Origin of the sequence: Brevundimonas sp. SGAir0440, assembly GCF_005484585.1 — a bacterium.
Classification (GTDB): domain Bacteria; phylum Pseudomonadota; class Alphaproteobacteria; order Caulobacterales; family Caulobacteraceae; genus Brevundimonas.
Window position 1 is genome coordinate 2,875,445 of the sequence record NZ_CP039435.1, and the last position, 17,657, is coordinate 2,893,101.

The window sequence follows — 17,657 nt, forward strand, 5'->3', positions numbered from 1 at the left end:
TAGGAATCATCAGCGATCGTCTGATTGCCGACCTTTCGTAATCCAGTCGAGCAAATCCTCTCCATAACGCTCCTTCATTTTTCCGATATACTCTGGCTCAATGTCAGCAGCGAAGGCTATGTGACCGGATAACGTCTGCAACTCCTCTCGGCTCAATTGACCAAGCTTAGCTTGGTGAAGACCTGCACGTATATTTCGCTTTCTGAGCTGTCCAATCGTAACTCGATTATCCAAAGACAGCGTCAAACCCGTCACATCACGATGGTATTTCTCAGTGACAAATCGTGTTTTCTGATGATTTAGCTCGAGTTTGGGATAACTCATTTCTCTAATTATAGCCGATACTCTCGTCTGAACTCCTTGCAGAAATCCAGTCCGGGCAGCGGAGAACGTCATATCATCAGCGTATCTAGTATAAGTTACAAAGCGCTCGCCAACTGACGCCCACACCGCTTGATCGAAGTTATACATCAGTATGTTAGATAAGGCTGGCGAAGTCGGCGCTCCGACAGAAAGTCGGAGAACCGATTCTCCCTTGGGCCTACGAAATAGGAGTAGAGCACTAAGCTCCGCATCATGGTCGTTCGAAAACACCCTGTGTTCCCGCGCATAGGCGATCCAGTCCTTTGCGCGGATTGATGGAAAGAAATCCCTGAAGTCCATTTTTAATATTGGACCCGCGCCCACATGTGGAAGCGCATTATCTTTCAGAGATTTACCTTTAATGTAAGCAGTTGCCGACACATGAACAGGAAGATCTTCTAAGACCGCATCAAGAAAAGCCCTTTGGAGCAACTTAAGCTCCCTAGCTGGATGTGCGATCTCTCTTTTTCCACCCGACCTTTTATCAATATAATAGACTTTATAGCGGCGAGGAGCTGACAGAATGATACGGCGGACCGCTGAGGGCGGCAGCCCAGTCATCCTCGAAAGCAGGCCGATTAGGTCATCGATCATCCGAGCGCTCTCGCTGCATCGATAGCGCGCGCACGACTTTTTTCGTGGCGCCGCCAGTGAGCCAATACATCGGCCCGCCATCTCGCTCGATCAATGTAGGCAGCATTCGGCAAAAAATCATATCGGATAGCCTCACGCCCCCCACGGGCAGCGAAGTAAGTTTCGAAACCTTCTCGCTTTTTGAAGACCCAGCTGAGGAATTCCGCTGATGTCATATATTCCTGCACGCGATCCACTGCGATCGATAACCCACAAGCTTCAGCGCAGAGATGCATTTCGTCCAGAGTAAGGGCACCGTAGTCCTGAAGGAGACCGGTTAAAAACCTAATGACGTGACCTGTTTTAGAAGGATCGAATTTGGAAGAACCAGCCGAGGATCTGATTCGTCTTTTGATGGCACCAAGTATTTGTTCAGAAAATTCTACAGGGTCTATATCTGTCACTCGTCCGTCGTGCATCATTCCTACGGATTCACGGTTTAAAACAAATACGGACTCATCCCCCCTCGATTTTTCTAGATACTCGATTGGACCCCATTTTATAAAGGAGTCGTCTACATAATATACGTCATCCACGATAACCAAAAGCCGGTCGGCAATGTCATCTACCATGGCAAATGCCCCCAGCTCCGTGAAGCTGCCAGCACTCTCTGCAAATAAAAGTACTAATGCCGATATTTGAGCTATATCAGCCTCAAAAGTAAGAAATTCCTTATATGAAGCATTCTGTCCAATTTCGGTTAAACTTTCCGCGCGCACGAAGCGGAACTTTTTAAGCTCTCCCCGTACACTCTCTCGAAGTATTATGTCGCGACGCGATTTAACTGCACTGGGCGGATCCCCCCATGGGCCGCCGCATATAAATATCACGTCTTTCGGCGCCGCCACCCGAAGGGTGGCAACGTTCCACAACTCAAAAATATTCGGAATTTGCCCGCTAAACACTTACCTAGGACACGGAAGATCGCGCCATTTCCGCGAGCGCAGCGGACATGAGAACACGAATGACGCGGAAATGGCGCGATCTTCCGTGGCCCATAAAACCTGCCAATCAACTTAGATCTCAGCGATAGCGCTGGACCAAGCACAACGAGTGCTAATCACGTAAGTGTTCGGTGATTGTGGCGACTCAGCGCTTTCGTGTCAACATGCGATAGGTGGACCCGCCAAAATCACTGGCTTTTTGAGAAGCTGCTGCCGATAAGATTCGACGGACAGCTGAAATGAGCGGGCCGGTTATGATCGCGTCCTGATAGCCCTTCCCATTTAGACCTGCTTTCTCTGCGGATTCTAGCAGCCAGCGGCTCTCACAACTCATCCAGCGTCTTCTCCCATTCCTCCATCGTCACTCTCCCCCGCAGGGGGCCAAGGAAGAGGTCGATGCCCTGGGAGATGCGGCGGTCCTGTTCGCGTTCGATGACGGGGTCGAGGCCGGCGGCGCGGAGTTGGTCTTCGAGGGCGGCGATACGGCGGTCCAGCTGGACGCGGCGGGCCAGTTGGGCGTGGCCCCATTCGGTGTTGGCGCGCTCCAGCTTCTGCTTCGCCTGCCAGTACTGGCCGCGCAGTTCCCAGTCGCTCTTGTCGCTGGTGTTCATGGCGAAGCGGCGCTCGGCCTCAGCCTCATTGGTCAGAATGTCGAAGACCAGTTGCAGGGGCGCGTTCTTCACCGTCAGGCGGGCGGCGCGGCCGGGGCCGTCGCGGTCGGCCAGTTTGCGATAGGTCTCGGCCAAGGCCGCCAGGGCGCGGGCCTGGGCGAAGTCCTGGGCGTGCAGGGCGCGGCCCGAGGCCTGGGCGGCGGCGCGGGCCAGGGCTGCGGGATCATTGGGGTCGTCCGGCGACAGGTCGGCCGCGTCGTCTGGCGACAGGGGCTGGGGCGCAGGCGTCGCGGCCTCGCTGCGCGGATGGCGGGACCAGCCCTCCTTCGTCGCGCGGGCGCGGATGGAGGCCTCGGTCACGTCGTGGCGGGCGGCGACGGTCTTGGCGTCGAGGCCGGACAGATAGTCCTTTCGGACCTGGGTCCAGACCTCGGGCGGTTTGATCTTGTAGCGGCGTTTTTCCATGCGGGCATTATGGGGCGGTCTCTACCCCAGGCCGGAAGAAGGCCGATTTTCGAGGCTAGAGATTTGATTTTCCACATCGCGACATGTCAGGGGTCACGCGCCAGCTGTGCATAGGGCGCGGGTGCGACCGATGATGACGCAGGGGCGTGCGACACCCCTGTCCCATGAGCCAGGGCATACATCGCAAGATCCGGCCGGACGCCGTCTGGGCCGAGGTTCGTAAGGCGTGGGAGGACGGCGAGACCGCGCGGTCGGTCGCCGCGCGCTATGACGTCGGGGTTCACGCCCTGTGGAAGCGGCGCGAGGCTGAAGGCTGGAAACGGCCCGAGCCGACGCTGGCGCCGATCGAGCCGGCCGAGGGCTGGGACCGCCATATCCAGGCGCGGCGCGACGCCTTCAACGCCCAGCTGGAGGACGCGCGGGCGCTGGCGGAATGTCTGGCGGCGGCGATGACGGACGAGCGGCTGACGCAGGCGCCGCACTGGCATATTCCGTGGCTGTATCACTGGCGCGCGACGCATCTGGGGCCCGAGGCGACGGCGCGGGACCGGGCGCGGGCGATCGAAACGGGCCAGCCGTGGGCCGAGCGGTTCTGGGACGAGAACGGGGCGCTGAAGCCGCTGGCGTGGCTGGATCTGGAGATGGCGCGGCTGCATCCCGAGGACTGGCGCGCGGCCATCGGCCTGCCCGACGGCCTGCCCGAGGCGGCGACGCGATACGCGCCCTGAGCGGCGCCGCAGTTGACTTATCGGCGATAAGCGCCCATTTGCGCGGCGTCGCACACTCGCGATCTCCGGCGTCTCCAGCGCGTGTGGGTCCCACCCGGACCTGTCTGTAGAAGCCGCCGGCCCCTCATATCCATTCGCTGCCCGGACACGCGGGGCGGCGCCCGATCCACCCCGCAGGCCTCCTCCCCGAGGCTCCGTCGGGACTGGCGGTGCGCGGCCCGACGGCGTCATGCCATGGCTGATCGCGCCCTGCCGCTACGCGAAAGACATTGCTGTGAGCACCACATTCGAATCCATGGGCCTGAACAAGGCCCTGCTGCAGGCGCTGGCCTCGACCGGCTATACCAAGCCGACCCCGATCCAGGAAAAGGCCATCCCCGACGTCATGGCCGGCAAGGACCTGTTGGGCATCGCCCAGACCGGCACCGGCAAGACCGCCGCCTTCGCCCTGCCGATCCTGCATCGCCTGGCCGAAAACCGCATTCCGCCCCGGCCGCGCACGACGCGCGTGCTGGTCCTGAGCCCCACGCGTGAGCTGGCCACCCAGATCGGCGACAGCTTCAAGGCCTACGGCGCGCACCTGGGCTTCCGGGTCGCCGTGATCTTCGGCGGCGTGAAATACGGCGCCCAGGAGCGGGCCCTGCAACAGGGTCTGGACATCCTGATCGCCGCGCCCGGCCGCCTGCTGGACCACATCCAGCAGAAGAACCTGGACCTGTCCTCGACCGAGATCTTCGTGCTGGACGAGGCCGACCAGATGCTGGACCTGGGCTTCATCAAGCCGATCCGCCAGATCGTCTCCAAGATTCCGGCCAAGCGTCAGAACCTGTTCTTCTCGGCGACTATGCCCGGCGAGATCGGCAAGCTGGCGGGCGAGCTGCTGAAGGACCCGGTCAAGGTCCAGGTCACGCCGCAGTCTACCACGGTGCAGCGCATCAGCCAGTCGGTCGTCTATATCGAACAGGGCCGCAAACGCGCCCTGCTGACCGAGATGTTCTCGGATCCCGAATACACGCGCTGCCTGGTCTTCACCAAGACCAAGCACGGCGCCGACAAGGTCGCGGCCTATCTGGAAGCCGGCGGCGTCGAGGCCGGGGCAATCCACGGCAACAAGAGCCAGCCCCAGCGTGAACGCACCCTGGAAGCCTTCAAGAAAGGCAAGCTGCGCGTCCTGGTCGCCACCGACATCGCCGCGCGCGGCATCGACGTGGACGGCGTCTCGCACGTCGTGAACTTCGAACTGCCGCACGTGCCGGAAAGCTATGTCCACCGCATCGGCCGCACCGCGCGGGCGGGCAAGGACGGCACCGCCGTCAGCTTCGTCGCCGGCGACGAGATGAAGCTGTTGCGCGACATCGAAAAGGTCACGCGCCAGAAGATCCCGGCCATCGACCGCCGCAACGACAAGGCCCTGGGCCAGCTGGACGCCACCATCATGGCCACCGGCGTCGGCAAGAAGGCGACCCTGCCCGAGCGCGAGGGCGGCGAGCGCAACGAAGGCGGACGGGGTGGTCGCGGCCGTCGCAATCCCCACCGCGACGGCGTGCGTCCGGAAGGCGGCGGCCAGCCGCACCGCCAGCGTCGCAACCGCCCGGGCGAAACCCCGGCGGCCCCGCGTCCCGAGCGCGCCTACAACCCCCTGGCCGGCGAGCGCGTGCCGTCGATCAATGACAACGCCAAGCCGGCGGAAGGTCAGATGAAGCGCCGCCCGCGTCGCCGCCCGTCGAACGGCGGCAAGGGCTACGGCGGCGCCGCCAAGGGCTGAGCTTGAGGATCGGGGAGCGTTTGCTCCCCGACACCATCATGTTGAGACAATAAAAAACGGCGGCTCCTGCGAAGGAGCCGCCGTTCTCATATCAACCGGGGCTGAGCGGAACTTAGAAGTTCCAGGTCGCGCCCAGCGAGAAGCCGACGCCCGAGCCTTGCGCTTCGCCGCGCAGGTTCGAGACGACCAGGCCGTTGCCATAGACGTCGCGGGTGTCGTTGATCGTCGCGGTGCTGATGTCGATGTAGGTCACGGCGCCGTCGAAGGTCATGTTGCCGATCGTCTTGGACAGACCGGCGGCGTAGAGCCAGCGATCGCCGTCCGGGATACGGGCGGTGCGGTGATCGTCCGGCGTCGGGGTCGGGTCGTAGCCCAGGCCGGCGCGGAAGGTCATGGACGGATCGATCTTGTAGTCGAAGCCGATCGCACCGGTGGTGACGTCGTCATAGTCCTGAACGATGGTCGAGCCGCCGCCGGTGTAGGAGACGCGGATGGCGTCGAACTCGCTCCAGCCGATCTGATTGACCTGGGCGTTCAGGGTCAGGCGGTCGTTGACGGCGTAGCGGGCCGAGACGGTGGCGTACCAAGGCGTGGTGAAGGAGGCGCCGCCATCGGTCGAGACGTTGGCGCCGGCCAGGACGCCGGTCAGGCCCGAGATGTTCACCGAACCTTCCAGCTCGTGCTCGATCTTGGAGCGGTAGGACAGCCCCAGGTCCAGCTTGCCGAAGTGCATCTGGGCGCCGGCGTTCCATCCGTAATCCCAGCCGTCGCCTTCCAGCTGGTTGCGACCGTCGGTCGACGGCGAGACGACATAGGCCGGCGACAGCACGGCCGGGATCGGCACGTTCGGCAGGGCCGACGACAGGGTCGCCTTGGCGTACTGGGCGTCGAAGCCGGCGCCGATGTCCAGCCAGTCGGTGACCGTCATGGCGGCGACCAGGCTGACGTTGGCCGAGCGCAGTTCCGACGTCAGGGCGTCGTAACGGGCGAAGTCGGTCGGCTCATATTTGGTGGTGAAGTTGTAGGGCGCCTGGACGGCCAGGCCGACATTGAAGCGGTCGCCGATCGGCATGGAGACGGCGAAGTTCGGCACGATGCCGCTTTCGACCACGTCATGCACGTGCGGGTCGCCGTTGACGGCGGCCGAGCGGCTGACGACGCCGACGCCCGGAACCGGAACGTTGTAGGTCAGGGTCGAACCGGTGTTGTCGACATCGGAGTCCAGGATCAGGCCGTGGGCGCCGAGGTAGACTTCGCGCTGGGTTCCGGCGATGGCGGCGGGGTTCCACCACAGCGACTGGACGCCTTTGTCGGCGCCGACGCCGGCGTTGGCGCGACCCTGGCCGCGGGTCGATTGTTCCTGGACATAGAAGGAGCCGGCCATGGCCGGGGCGGCGACGCCGGCCAGCAGGGCGGTCGTCAGGGCGATCCCGCCCATGCGGGCGAAGTTCCTGGAGGTCATTTCATACACCTAAGTAAGCGCCGGCCGCATTACGCGCGGTCGATCAGGGGAGGAGCCCTCTCAGCGTTCGCGGCGCGAAAGCGTTGCGGGCAAGGCCCCCATCGGACCGGAAACAGGCGAAACCGTGGCGCCTGAGCCGCACATGATCACGGCTTTGCGAGGTTACGCAGCGGCAACGTCGATGCTTAGATTACGCAGTTCTGCGATCAAATCATGCGCCGCCGCATCGACCTGATCGGCATCGCGGCCACGAATGACCAGCTGGGTTCCGATCTCGCCGATGCTGCCATGGCCAAACGGATAGCTGCCGAAGGACAGCTCCCGACGCTGATTGGCCGCCGCCCGCAGCACATCGGCCACCGCCCCCTCGCCTACGCCGGTGACCTTCAAGGTCCGGGCATGAACGATGGCGCCGGTGCGCAAGCGCGGGGCCACATCCTCCAGCATCGCCTGCATGATCTTGGGCACGCCGGCCATGACGAAGACATTGCCGATCTGGAAGCCGGGCGCGTCGGTGACCGGATTGGCGATCAGAACGCCGCCCTCGGGAATGCGCGCCATGCGACGGCGCGCGGCGTTGAACTCGTCGCCATAGCGGCGCGACAGGATGGCTAGCGCCTGGGGATGTTCGGGCAGGGCCACGCCGAAGGCGGCGGCCACGGCGTCGGCGGTGATGTCGTCATGGGTCGGACCGATGCCGCCGGTGGTGAAGACATAGTCCCAGCGTGAGCGCAGCGCGTCCAACGCCTCGACGATCCGGCCGTGATCGTCGCTGACGACCCGCGCCTCCATCAGATCGATCCCCAACGCCGCCAGAAACCGGGCGATGGTGTTGGTGTTGGTGTCCTGGGTCCGGCCCGACAGGATTTCGTCGCCGATGACCAGAACGGCGGCGGTCGGCGCAGAGGCGATTGAGGCGGCGTCGGTCATGCGGGAATCCGGGGGCAGGCTTGAGGTTTCATGCTATAACGCCCATCTGCGGCGAACGGATTGCGCCGTATCCCGCCTTTTGCAGACCGATCGCCCCCATGTACGAAACGCCCGAACTCGAAACCGACGTCCTGGTCCGCTCCAGCGCCATCCGCATCCATGAGGCGGAAGACTTCGAAGGCATGCGCAAGGCCGGACGTCTGGTCGCCGAGGCGCTGGACATGATCGCGGCGCATGTGAAGCCGGGCGTCCTGACCAGCACGATCGACGATCTGGTGCGCGAATTCACCCTGGACAACGGCGGCCTGCCCGCCTGCCTGGGCTACAAAGGCTACGAGAAGACCGTCTGCACCTCGATCAACCACGTCGTCTGCCACGGCATTCCCGGCGACCGGGTGCTGAAGGACGGCGACATCGTCAACATCGACCACACCGTGATCGTGGACGGCTGGCACGGCGATTCCAGCCGCATGTATGCGGTGGGCGAGATCAATGCGCGGGCCAAGAAGCTGATCGACGTGACCTATCAGTCGCTGGATCTGGGCCTGGAGCAGGTCAAGCCGGGCAATACGTTCGGCGACATCGGCTATGCGATCCAGAAGTTCGTCGAGGCCCAGCGCATGAGCGTGGTGCGCGACTTCTGCGGCCACGGCATCGGCCGCGTCTTCCACGACAGCCCCAATGTCCTGCACTACGGCCGTCGCGGCGAGGGCGCGGTGCTGAAACCCGGCATGTTCTTCACCGTCGAGCCGATGGTGAACCTGGGCAAACCGCACGTGAAGGTGCTGTCCGACGGCTGGACCGCCGTGACGCGCGACAAGTCCCTGTCGGCCCAGTGCGAGCACACCATCGGGGTGACGGAAGACGGACTGGAAATCTTCACGGCGTCGCCGGCGGGGCTGTTCCGACCGAATTGAACCCTTGATCCCCAATCGCAATACGCACAGGTTGCGTTGAGCGGGAGGGATCATGCTCGACGACAAGGCGTCCGAAGTCGGGGACAAGCCCAAGCCGCGCCACAGCGGTCATCGCGACCGGCTGCGTGAGCGGGCGGCGAAGGGGGGCTTGGGCGCCCTGCCCGACTATGAGCTGCTGGAACTACTGTTGTTTCGTAGCGTGCCCTACAAGGACACCAAGCCGCTGGCCAAGGATCTGCTGGCGCGGTTCGGAGGGCTGGAGGGGATCGGGGCAGCCAGCCATGAGGCGATCGAGGATCAGGTGGCGCGGTCGATGGGATATGCCGTCGGCAAGGCGACGCGGGCGGTGGCGCTGGACCTTCAGCTGATCTTCGACGTGACGCGGCGGATCGCGCGCGAGCCGACGGCCAAGCGGCCGGTGATCTCGTCGTGGACGGCGCTCCTGGCCTATGTCCGCGTCGCCTTGCAGCACGAGCCGCGCGAGCAGTTCCGGGTCCTGTATCTGGACAAGAAGAACCAGCTGATCCTGGACGAGGTGCAGAACCGCGGCACGGTCGATCATGCGCCGGTCTATCCGCGCGAGGTCGTGCGGCGCGCGCTGGAGCTGTCGGCCAGCGCCCTGATCCTGGTGCACAACCATCCGTCGGGCGACCCGACCCCCAGCCGCGCCGATATCGAAATCACGAAACAGGTTGTGCAGGCCGGCCGCGCCCTTAACGTCGAGGTTCACGACCATCTGGTCGTCGGCCGCGACGGGGTGGCCAGCTTCAAGCAACTGGGCCTGATGTGAACGACAGGATTCTGACGACCGAGCGACTGGTGATGAGCCCCGTCTCGACACAGGATTTCGACGATCTGCTGACCCTCTGGGCCGATGAGGATTTCACGCGCCACATCATGGGTCGGGCGCTGGGCCGCGAAGAGGTGTGGTTCCGGCTGCTGCGCGATCTCGGCCATTGGTCGGCGATGGGCTATGGCAACTGGACGATCCGGCTGCGGGACGACGGAACCTATCTGGGCAGCGTCGGGGTGTTGGACTATCGCCGCGAGCTGGAGCCGCCGTTCGACGCGCCAGAGCTGGGCTGGGGCGTGGCGCCGGGGTTTCAGGGGCGGGGCTATGCGGCCGAGGCGCTGACGGCGGCCCTGGACTGGACCGACCGGAGGCTGGAGCGGCGAACCGTCTGCATGATCGCGCCCGAGAACCTGGCCTCGCTGAAGCTGGCGGCGCGGGTCGGCTATCGCCCCTATGCGCGCGCGACCTACAAGGATCATCCGGTGCAGTTGTTCGAACGGCCACGGCGCGCGCCGTAGGTCGGCATTAAGGATTACCGGGCAAACTGGCGCTGAACGAAGTGTGAGTGCCCGTCATGCCCATGTCCGTGGAAACGCTGCGCCAGCATCTGGTCGAAGCCTTCGCCGACGCCGAGATCGAGATCGAGGATCTGGCGGGCGACGGCGACCACTATCGCGCGCGGATCGTGTCGAGCGCCTTCGCCGGCCTGCCGCGCGTACGTCAGCACCAGATGGTCTATGCCGCGCTGAAGGGTCAGATGGGCGGCGAACTGCACGCCCTGGCGCTGGAGACCTCCGCGCCGGCCAAGGAGGGCTGAGGGCCATGCGCTATCGCCCCTTCGGCGTCTCCGGCTCCGCCATCTCGAACCTGACGCTGAGTTTCGGCGCCGGCGTGCTGAAGCGCGGGCGCGAGGCCGGGTTGGACCTGCTGTACTCGGCGCTGGAAGCGGGGGTAAACAGCTATCGGCTGGAGACCGCCGACCCGGTGGCGGCCGAGGTGCTGGGCGAGGCCCTGTCGCATGTGGATCGCAAGCTGGTCTATGTCAGCCTGACCCTGGGCGCCGGCGACGGCCGCGACCAGCAGCGCGACTTCTCCGCACAAGGCATGACGGCGGCCATCGACCGGGTGCTGCACTTCTCGGGCCTGGGGTGGATCGACGTGGCGGTGCTGCACGAGCCGGGCGAGACCGAACTGGCGCAATCGTCGCTCAGCGCGCTGAAGGCCATGCGCGCCACCGGACGGATCAAGCTTCTGGGCATCGCCGGCGGCGGCGACGTCATGGACGCCTATGTGTCGACAGGGGCGTTTGACGCCCTGCTGACGCCGTTCGACATCAACGCCGACTGGAAGATCCGAAACCGCATCCGCTCGGCGCGCGAGCAGGACATGGCGGTCTTCGCCTACGATTTCTACGCCGACCGGCGCGCGCGGGCGCCGGATGCGCCGATCTTCAAAAAGGGGCTGTTCGGCTTCGGCAAGGACAAGCGTCCCGTCGATACGCCCAAGAAGGACGCCTTCGGCTTCCTGTACCGCACCCAGAACTGGACGGCCGAGGCGATCTGCCTGTCCTACGTGCTGACAGACCCGTCGGTGTCCAGCGTGATCGTCACTCCGACCGACACCGATCGACTGGCGACACTGGCCGCCGCGCCCGAGCGGGACATGCCGCCGGGCCTGGCCGCGCAGATCGAGATGGCGCGCGTCGTGGCCAATCAGGCGGCCTGACCGGCCTAAGCGGTTGTGCAGAACGTCGCGGACGCCTTGACCGCGACCGTTCGGCTCCCTAGCTGACGGGCTTCACGAAAGGCCCGTATCCGTGACCGACACCGCCCAAGCCGCCGATCCCGTCCACGCCTTCATCGGCGAAACCGTCGCCCAGAACGACGTGGTTCTGTTCATGAAGGGCACGCCGGACCAGCCGCGCTGCGGCTTCTCGTCTCTGGCGGTGCAAATCCTGGATCATGTCGGCGCCGGCTTCGTGGGCGTGGACGTGCTGCAGGACGAAGCCCTGCGCGAAGGCATCAAGAGCTTCACCGACTGGCCCACCATTCCGCAGCTCTATGTGAAGGGCGAGTTCGTGGGCGGATCGGACATCATCCGCGAAATGTTCCAGGCCGGTGAACTTCAGGCCCTGATGGTCGAGAAGGGCGTGCCGCTCGGCGAGGCCTGATGGCCAGAAAGACCCTCACGCCGCGCGAGGACCGCGAAGTCTTCGTCGTGCCGCTGGACGTGCGGCCCGAGCACATCGACGCCAACGGTCACGTCAACAACGTCGTCTATGTCGGCTGGCTGCAGGATGCGGGCACGGCCCACTGGAATGCGCGCTTCGACGAGGCGACGCGGGCTAAATGGTCGTGGGTAGCGACCCGGCATGAGATCGACTATCTGCGCGGCATCGAGCCGGGCGCCGAGGGCGTGGTCGCGCGCACCTGGGTCGGCGATCCGCAGGGACCGCGCTTCACCCGCTACGTCCGTATCGAGGACGCCCAGGGCCGCGTCTGCGCCCAGGGCGTCACCGAATGGGTGCTGGTGGACGCTGCGACCCTGAGACCGCAGCGCATTCCGCCAGACATGCTGATCGTGTTCGAGACGCCTACTTCAGCGGATTGAGGATGCGGGCCGCCGTGCCGGGCTCCAGGCCCAGGTCGGCATAGGTCCAGCGCAGTTCGACGCCGTCCGGGACCAGGGCCTTGCACAGGTCCTGTTTGGTGCGGCGAAGCGTGATCTCAACCGGCGCGCCGTCCGACACCGACACTTCGAAATCCGACGCCTGGGTGCAGCCGTTGGAATCGACGCGCGCGACCAGGGCGCCGTCGGCGAACCGGGCTTCGCGGATGGCCTCGGCCGGCGGGGCGTCGTCGCGGCGCAGGTTCACCGAGACGTTCTCGCCCGCGTCGCTGTCATAGATGACGCAGGCCGACAGCAGCGGCGCGATCAGGGCCGCGACCGCCAGACCTTTGACAAGGCTGCGCATCACTGGCCCGAGGCCGGCGCGGTGATGACGCGCGTGGTCGGCTTTTCGGTCGAGACGATGATGCAGCCCGACAGCAGCGGGGCGGCGATGGCGATGGCGAGAGCGAGACGAAGCATTGGTGTGTTCCCCAGTTGAAGCTTGACCCTTTTGTGCCGCGTGGGCCGGGCGCGCACACGTGAATAATCGGAAAGCTGGGTGAACAATCGGAAAGGATCGGGGTTGAACGTGACCGCAACCGCCATAGCTACAGTCCCCCTCTCCTGCCCCACGGATCGTCCTTCATGAGCCAGTTGTTCTCACCTCGCGCCGTCGGCCCCCTGACGCTGAAGAACCGCGTCGCCATCGCGCCCATGTGCCAGTATTCGGCCATCGACGGCGTGCCCCAGCCTTGGCACGTGCAGCATCTGGGACGACTGGCGATCTCCGGCGCGGGATTGGTCATCGTCGAGGCGACGGGGGTCGAGGCGGCGGGACGGATTACGCCGGACGACACCGGCCTGTGGAACGACGCCCAGGAAGAGGCTTTCGCCCGGATCATCCGCGACATTCGCACCTACAGCGACACCCCGATCGGCATCCAACTGGCCCACGCCGGGCGCAAGGCCTCGACCAGCGCGCCGTGGAAGGGCGGCGGCGCCCTGAAGGCCGAAGACGGCGCGTGGGAAACCTTCAGCGCCTCGGCCGAACCGTTCAAGGATGACTGGCACACGCCGACCGCCATGACCCCGGCCGACATGGACCGGGTGGTCGCCGCATTCGAAGACGCCGCGCGGCGCGCGGACCGGGCCGGGTTCGACCTGGTCGAACTGCACGCCGCCCACGGTTATCTGCTGACCCAGTTCCTGTCGCCGGCATCCAACCACCGCACCGACGAGTTCGGCGGATCCTACGAGAACCGGGCGCGCTTCCCGCTGCGGGTCGCCCAGGCCCTGCGCGACGCGTGGCCCCGAACCAAGGCGTTGGGCGTTCGCTTCAACGGCTCGGACTGGGTCGAGGGCGGCATCGCCCTGGACGAGGTGACGGCCTTTGGTCAGGCGCTGCACGACATGGGCTATGACTATCTGCACCTGACGTCGGGCGGGAACGTCGCCCAGGCGAAAATTCCGGGCGGCGAGCCGGGCTATCAGTTGCGGTTCGCCCAAGCCGTGAAGGCGGCGACGCCTGAGGCCAATGGGATGGCCGTCGGCATGATCTTTGATCCGAAGCAGGCCGAGGACATCGTGGCGTCCGGTCAGGCCGACTTCATCGCCATCGCGCGCGCGGCGCTGGACGATCCGCACTGGGCGCACCATGCGGCCGTCGCCCTGGGTGAGGAGGAAGGCCTGCCGGTCCAGTATCGCGGCGCCGGCACGGGCGTTTGGCCCGCCTATGATCGCGTTAACAGCCCGGCCTGATCAGGCGGCCTTTTCCATCGACGGATCGACGGCCCACAGAACGCGTGCGGCGGCTTGAACCTCGGCATCGGCCGTCTTTTGCGGGCGGCCGAGCAGATAGCCCTGAACCTCGTCACAGCCCTGGTCACGCAGGAAGGCCAACTGCTCCAGCGTCTCTACGCCCTCGGCCAGGACGGGGATGTGCAGGCTCTCGCCCAAGGCCAGGACAGCGCGAATGATGGCGGCTGACTGAGGTCCGCCGTCCAGTTCGGACATGAAGGAGCGATCCAGCTTGATCTTGTCGAACGGGAAGGCGCGCAAGGTCGACAGCGACGAATAGCCGGTGCCGAAGTCGTCCATGGCGATGGAGACGCCCAGCAGCTTCAGCTGGCGCAGGACGTGGGTCGTGCGCTCCATGTCGGTGATCATGGCCGTCTCGGTGATCTCCAGCTCCAGCCGCGACGGCGACAGGCCAGTCTCGACCAAAACCTGATGCACCAGGCGCGGCAGGTCGACGTGACCCAGCTGCACCGGCGACAGGTTGACGGCGATCTTGTGCGGTTCGGTCCAGCTGGCGGCCTCGGCGCAGGCGGTGCGCAGCACCCACTCGCCGATCGGCAGGATCAGGCCGTTTTCTTCGGCCAGAGGAATGAAATCGGCCGGCGAGATGAAGGTCCCGTCCGGCTGGATCCAGCGCAGCAGCACCTCATAGCCGGTGATGTCGCCGGTATCGACGGCGGCCTGCAGCTGCCAGTTCAGGCTGAACTGGCCCTGATCCAAGGCCTCGCGCATCTGCTGGGCCATGCGACGGCGATTGCGCACCGCCTCGTCCATCTCTTCTTCGTAGAAGCAAACGTCGGTGCCCAGCGAGGCCTTGGCGCGGTACATGGCCAGGTCCGCGTCATTGATCAGGGCGGACGGGTCGTGGGCGTCGTCGGGCCAGATCGCGATGCCGGTGCTGAGGCCGCAGGCGACCTCGGCATGGTCCAGCACGACCGGGGCGGTGACGGCGTCGCGCAAGCGCGCGACCAGATCCAGGGCGTCGTCCTTGTGCTGGATCGGCACGACGGCGACGAACTCGTCCCCGCCCAGGCGCGCGATGAACTCGTCGTGGCGCAGGCAGCCGCGCATCCGTTCGGCGATCTGGATCAGAAGCTGGTCGCCGGCGGCATGGCCGTGAACGTCATTGACCTCCTTGAACCGGTCCAGGTCCATGGCCAAGAGGGCCACCTTGTTCGAAACGGTCAGGTCGGCGGTCTGGCGCGTCAGCCATTCCAGGAAGGACGAGCGGTTGGGCAGGCCGGTCAGGCCGTCGTTGCGCGCCATATGGGCGATGCGACGCTCCTGCGCCTGACGCATGCGCAGATCACGCACGGCGTAGATCATGACGTGATCCACACCGCAGTCGCGGCGCACGGCGATCTCGACGGGGATGTCCGCCCCGCCCTCGGCGACCAGTTTGGACTGGCTGAGGCCGTTGACCGCCAGATCGGCGACGCCGGCGATCCAGCGCGACAGCGGCTCGCCGACCAGGGCGTGGTGGGCGACGCCCGCCAGATCGGCGAAGGCGGCGTTGGCGGCCAGGATGACGCCGTCCTGTTCGACCACCATGCCATCGACGCTGCCCTCGATCAGATGATCCAGGCGCGCCTTGGCCTGAAGCCGTGACTGGACGTCCAGGGCGTGGCTGGCGACGCCGGTGCCCAGCATCATCAACCCAACGGCGGCGACGGCGAAGGCCAGGACCAGGTTGGTCGATCCGACAGCGCCCATATCCACTAGTGCGCCGACCGGCACGATCGTCATGGCGGCCATGCCGGTGAAATGCAGGGCCACGATGCTCAGGACCATCAGCACGACTGGAACGACCTTGCCGGACTGCCGGGCGCGATTGAACGCCAGGGCGCCCAAGACGACCGCCCCCGCCACCGATGCCGCGACATAGGCGGCCGACCAGTGGATGACGGCGTCGGTCGCAAAGGCCGCCATGCCGGTATAGTGCATGGCCACCACGGTCAGGCCGAACAGCACGCCGCCGATCTCGGCCGAGGCGGGCATCCGGCGCGAGGCCACCCACAGCGCCAGTGCGCTGCCGGCGATGGCGACACCCAGGGACAAGCCGGTCAGCACGGGGCCGTAGCTGATGGTGACGCCGGGCTCATAGGCGATCATCGCCACGAAATGGGTGCACCAGATTGTCGCTCCCGTCGCCACTGCGCCCATGAAGGCCCAGGCCAGGCGTGTGCCCTTTTCAGCGGCGCGCAGGCGGCGGTAGAGGCGGAAGGTGATGATCGAACCGATCAGGCACAGGCCGGCGGCTAACGCGACGAGCCAGAGATTATGGTCGTCGGTCAGGCAGGTGAGAAAGCGCATGAAGCTACAGACCTTGGGGGGACGGTCTGTCGTCGTAGCGGACGTTGCTTAATCAGACGCGCTCGAACAGGCTTAACGAAACGCTACGGCCGTTTTCAGGAGCGGGGCATCTGATAGGGGTTGTTGACGCTGACGGGCGAGCCGGGCGTCAGGCCCAGCTCCTCGAACGACCACTTCAGCTCGACGCCCTGGACCAGGTCCTGCTTGCACTTGTCCTCGTCGATGCGGCGCAGGGTGATGACGGCGCTGCCGCCCTGCAGGCTGACGATCGGGATCAGGTCTTCCTTGGCCGTGCAGCCGTTCGAACTGACCCAGAAGACGGCCTGGTCCTTGGTGAAGGTGGCGGCATGGATCGGCTCCAGCGCGCCGGGCATGCCCGCGGTGGACACGGTGGGCTCGCCGCGGCTGGCGCAGGCGGCCAGGCCCGCCGATGCGGCGGTGATCAAAGCCAAGCGTTTCATGATGGAGTCGCGCAACTGACGACCTCCCCTGCCTCAAAGCCTGAACCGGCCGAGAATGCGCCTGTTCGCCCCTGGAGGGAACAGGATAAAAAACGAAAGGCCTCGGACGAATCCGAGGCCCTCCAAACTGAACACTTCAAAGGGACCGCCACAGGGCTCAAGCAGCCCGAAGGCCGATAGCCCCCTTGAAGAACGCTTCGTAAGCTTCGCTTACGAAGCGTAGTATTCGACGACCAGGTTCGGTTCCATCTTCACGGCGTACGGCACGTCCGACAGTTCCGGCACGCGGACGTAGCGAACCGAGAACGAGCGGTCCGACAGTTCCAGGTAATCCGGCACGTCGCGTTCCGACGACTGCTGGGCTTCGAGCACCAGAGCCATGTTGCGCGACTTTTCCTTCACGGTGACGACGTCTTCCGGCTTCACGCGGTAGGAGGCGATGTCGACCTTCTTGCCGTTAACCAGGACGTGGCCGTGGTTGACGAACTGGCGGGCGGCCCAGACGGTCGGGACGAACTTGGCGCGGTAGACGATGGCGTCCAGGCGCGATTCCAGCAGACCGATCAGGTTTTCCGAGGTGTTGCCCTTGCGACGAGCGGCCTCGTCATAGGTCTTGGCGAACTGCTTTTCGGTGATGTTGCCGTAGTAGCCCTTCAGCTTCTGCTTGGCCTTCAGTTGCAGACCGAAGTCCGAAACCTTGGACTTGCGACGCTGGCCGTGCTGGCCGGGACCGTAAGAACGCTTGTTGACCGGCGACTTGGAGCGGCCCCACAGGTTCTCACCCATGGCCCGGTCGATCTTGTACTTGGCGCTGTGGCGCTTGGACATTTTATTCTCTTTTCGACGATACGGCCCGGCATCCCCT

Annotated in this window: 19 protein-coding genes; 10 read left to right on the plus strand and 9 right to left on the minus strand. The window is 64.9% G+C overall.

What is annotated here, in order from left to right:
• Positions 1–9: 9 nt before the first annotated feature.
• The 3 genes from E7T10_RS14100 to E7T10_RS14110 form a co-directional block, all read right to left on the minus strand.
• Positions 10–957 carry a retron St85 family RNA-directed DNA polymerase gene (locus E7T10_RS14100; protein WP_168189954.1) on the minus strand — a complete coding sequence of 316 codons (948 nt, stop codon included), beginning with the start codon at positions 955–957 and terminating at the stop codon, positions 10–12.
• On the minus strand, positions 954–1,901 hold the full coding sequence (locus E7T10_RS14105) for a retron St85 family effector protein (RefSeq protein WP_371275696.1): 948 nt from the start codon (positions 1,899–1,901) through the stop codon (positions 954–956). Before E7T10_RS14105 ends, E7T10_RS14100 begins: the two co-directional genes overlap by 4 nt.
• Positions 1,902–2,263: 362 nt before the next feature.
• Positions 2,264–3,016, minus strand: a complete 753-nt coding sequence (locus E7T10_RS14110) for a hypothetical protein (protein ID WP_137722294.1) — start codon at positions 3,014–3,016, stop codon at positions 2,264–2,266.
• A gap of 164 nt (positions 3,017–3,180) precedes the next feature.
• Between E7T10_RS14110 and E7T10_RS14115 the strand changes: the two genes are divergently transcribed.
• Positions 3,181–3,744, plus strand: a complete 564-nt coding sequence (locus E7T10_RS14115) for a hypothetical protein (RefSeq protein WP_137722295.1) — start codon at positions 3,181–3,183, stop codon at positions 3,742–3,744.
• Positions 3,745–4,018: 274 nt separating this feature from the next.
• Entirely contained in the window at positions 4,019–5,509 is a 1,491-nt protein-coding gene (locus E7T10_RS14120) for a DEAD/DEAH box helicase (protein ID WP_371275698.1), read from the plus strand.
• Positions 5,510–5,621: 112 nt separating this feature from the next.
• Here E7T10_RS14120 and E7T10_RS14125 read toward each other — a convergent pair whose 3' ends face one another.
• Together E7T10_RS14125 and E7T10_RS14130 are read right to left on the minus strand one after the other, a co-directional pair.
• Entirely contained in the window at positions 5,622–6,971 is a 1,350-nt protein-coding gene (locus E7T10_RS14125) for an OmpP1/FadL family transporter (protein ID WP_246846045.1), read from the minus strand.
• A gap of 162 nt (positions 6,972–7,133) precedes the next feature.
• A complete protein-coding gene (locus tag E7T10_RS14130; protein WP_137722296.1) occupies positions 7,134–7,901 on the minus strand; it encodes a competence/damage-inducible protein A in 768 nt (255 codons plus the stop codon).
• A gap of 98 nt (positions 7,902–7,999) precedes the next feature.
• On the opposite strand from E7T10_RS14130, the gene map reads away from it, so the two are divergent.
• From map to E7T10_RS14165, 7 genes are all read left to right on the plus strand, one after another.
• Positions 8,000–8,818 carry a type I methionyl aminopeptidase gene (gene map, locus E7T10_RS14135; protein ID WP_017504701.1) on the plus strand — a complete coding sequence of 273 codons (819 nt, stop codon included), beginning with the start codon at positions 8,000–8,002 and terminating at the stop codon, positions 8,816–8,818.
• Between the two features lie 52 nt (positions 8,819–8,870).
• Positions 8,871–9,608 carry a DNA repair protein RadC gene (gene radC / locus E7T10_RS14140; RefSeq protein ID WP_137722297.1) on the plus strand — a complete coding sequence of 246 codons (738 nt, stop codon included), beginning with the start codon at positions 8,871–8,873 and terminating at the stop codon, positions 9,606–9,608.
• Positions 9,605–10,129 carry a GNAT family N-acetyltransferase gene (locus E7T10_RS14145; protein WP_137722298.1) on the plus strand — a complete coding sequence of 175 codons (525 nt, stop codon included), beginning with the start codon at positions 9,605–9,607 and terminating at the stop codon, positions 10,127–10,129. Before radC ends, E7T10_RS14145 begins: the two co-directional genes overlap by 4 nt.
• A gap of 56 nt (positions 10,130–10,185) precedes the next feature.
• On the plus strand, positions 10,186–10,428 hold the full coding sequence (locus tag E7T10_RS14150; RefSeq protein WP_055752906.1) for a BolA family protein: 243 nt from the start codon (positions 10,186–10,188) through the stop codon (positions 10,426–10,428).
• A 5-nt stretch (positions 10,429–10,433) separates the two neighbouring features.
• On the plus strand, positions 10,434–11,336 hold the full coding sequence (locus E7T10_RS14155; RefSeq protein ID WP_045809807.1) for an aldo/keto reductase: 903 nt from the start codon (positions 10,434–10,436) through the stop codon (positions 11,334–11,336).
• Positions 11,337–11,427: 91 nt separating this feature from the next.
• A complete protein-coding gene (gene grxD / locus E7T10_RS14160) occupies positions 11,428–11,781 on the plus strand; it encodes a Grx4 family monothiol glutaredoxin (RefSeq protein WP_017504696.1) in 354 nt (117 codons plus the stop codon).
• Positions 11,781–12,221 (plus strand): thioesterase family protein, encoded by a 441-nt coding sequence (locus E7T10_RS14165; protein WP_137722299.1) that lies wholly within the window; start codon positions 11,781–11,783, stop codon positions 12,219–12,221. The genes grxD and E7T10_RS14165 overlap by 1 nt, the downstream gene beginning before the upstream one ends.
• Here the strand turns inward: E7T10_RS14165 and E7T10_RS14170 are convergent.
• On the minus strand, positions 12,205–12,585 hold the full coding sequence (locus E7T10_RS14170; protein WP_246846046.1) for a hypothetical protein: 381 nt from the start codon (positions 12,583–12,585) through the stop codon (positions 12,205–12,207). The genes E7T10_RS14165 and E7T10_RS14170 overlap by 17 nt on opposite strands.
• Before the next feature lie 281 nt (positions 12,586–12,866).
• Here E7T10_RS14170 and E7T10_RS14175 point away from each other — a divergent pair, with 281 nt between their 5' ends.
• Complete coding sequence (locus E7T10_RS14175) at positions 12,867–13,979, plus strand: NADH:flavin oxidoreductase/NADH oxidase (RefSeq protein ID WP_137722301.1); 1,113 nt, start codon at positions 12,867–12,869, stop codon at positions 13,977–13,979.
• Here E7T10_RS14175 and E7T10_RS14180 read toward each other — a convergent pair whose 3' ends face one another.
• The 3 genes from E7T10_RS14180 to rpsD form a co-directional block, all read right to left on the minus strand.
• Complete coding sequence (locus tag E7T10_RS14180) at positions 13,980–16,331, minus strand: bifunctional diguanylate cyclase/phosphodiesterase (RefSeq protein WP_137722302.1); 2,352 nt, start codon at positions 16,329–16,331, stop codon at positions 13,980–13,982.
• Between the two features lie 95 nt (positions 16,332–16,426).
• The gene (locus E7T10_RS14185; protein ID WP_137722303.1) at positions 16,427–16,807 is read right to left on the minus strand and encodes a hypothetical protein; all 381 of its coding nucleotides are present in this window, start codon (positions 16,805–16,807) and stop codon (positions 16,427–16,429) included.
• 195 nt (positions 16,808–17,002) lie between these two features.
• Positions 17,003–17,620 carry a 30S ribosomal protein S4 gene (gene rpsD, locus E7T10_RS14190; protein WP_137722304.1) on the minus strand — a complete coding sequence of 206 codons (618 nt, stop codon included), beginning with the start codon at positions 17,618–17,620 and terminating at the stop codon, positions 17,003–17,005.
• Positions 17,621–17,657 lie beyond the last annotated feature (37 nt).